The sequence below is a fragment of the Flavobacterium saccharophilum genome, assembly GCF_900142735.1.
In the GTDB taxonomy this organism is placed as follows: domain Bacteria; phylum Bacteroidota; class Bacteroidia; order Flavobacteriales; family Flavobacteriaceae; genus Flavobacterium; species Flavobacterium saccharophilum.
The window spans coordinates 1-1,514 of the sequence record NZ_FRBY01000011.1 but is presented as its reverse complement, the minus strand read 5'-3'; the positions used below and the strand labels follow the sequence as shown (position 1 = coordinate 1,514).

The following is a 1,514-nucleotide window of genomic DNA, read 5'->3' as shown; positions in this document are numbered from 1 at the left end:
GACCAGGCTGCTTTGGATGCTGCATTTGAAACTTTCAAATCAGGTTTTGGAGTAAGCGGCGGTTGTGATGCCAAAGGTGAATTTATAGGAAACCCTATGGCACCAACTTTATGTACAGGCGGAACGGTTAGTGTTAGTTACAAAATAACCGACAAATGTTATAGTGAAACAATCACCAAAGACTTTATCATAACTGCTCCTGCAGCTGTAGTTCCGCAATCACCAGATCCTGTAAACGCATCGGCTTGTGCTTATGCTGACCAGGCTGCTTTGGATGCTGCATTTGCGACTTTCAAATTAGGTTTTGGAGTAAGCGGCGGTTGTGATGCCAAAGGGGAATTCATAGGAAACCCTATGGCACCAACTTTGTGTACAGGCGGAACGGTTAGTGTTAGTTACAAAATAACCGACAAATGTTATAGTGAAACAATCACCAAAGACTTTATTATTACTGCTCCTGCAGCTGTAGTTCCACAATCACCAGATCCTGTAAATGCATCGGCTTGTGCTTATGCGGATCAGGCTGCTTTGGATGCTGCATTTGCTACTTTCAAATCAGGTTTTGGAGTAAGCGGAGGCTGTGATGCCAAAGGGGAGTTTATAGGAAATCCTGTGGCACCAACTTTATGTACAGGCGGAACGGTTAGTGTTAGTTACAAAATAACCGACAAATGTTATAGTGAAACAATCACCAAAGACTTTATCATAACTGCTCCTGCAGCTGTAGTTCCGCAATCACCAGATCCTGTAAACGCATCGGCTTGCGCTTATGCTGACCAGGCTGCTTTGGATGCTGCATTTGAAACTTTCAAATCAGGCTTTGGAGTAAGCGGCGGTTGTGATGCTAAAGGGGAATTTATAGGAAACCCTATGGCACCAACTTTATGTACAGGCGGAACGGTTAGTGTTAGTTACAAAATAACCGACAAATGTTATAGTGAAACAATCACCAAAGACTTTATCATAACTGCTCCTGCAGCTGTAGTTCCGCAATCACCAGATCCTGTAAACGCATCTGCTTGTGCTTATGCGGATCAGGCTGCTTTGGATGCTGCATTTGAAACTTTCAAATCAGGTTTTGGAGTAAGCGGAGGTTGTGATGCCAAAGGGGAATTCATAGGAAATCCTGTGGCACCAACTTTATGCACAGGCGGAACGGTTAGTGTTAGTTACAAAATAACCGACAAATGTTATAGTGAAACAATCACCAAAGACTTTATCATAACTGCTCCTGCAGCTGTAGTTCCGCAATCACCAGATCCTGTAAACGCATCAGCTTGTGCTTATGCGGATCAGGCTGCTTTGGATGCTGCATTTGAAACTTTCAAATCAGGTTTTGGAGTAAGTGGCGGTTGTGATGCCAAAGGGGAATTCATAGGAAATCCTATGGCACCAACTTTATGCGCAGGCGGTACAGTAAGTGTTAGTTACAAAATAACCGACAAATGTTATAGTGAAACAATCACCAAAGACTTTATCATTACCGCTCCTGCAGCTGTAGTTCCACAATCACC

General features: G+C 43.4%; 1 protein-coding gene. It reads left to right on the top strand.

The annotated features are described in order from the left end of the window. Positions 1–1,514 (top strand): hypothetical protein (locus BUA98_RS22435; protein WP_159433484.1); only part of this gene is annotated, 1,514 nt, incomplete at both ends.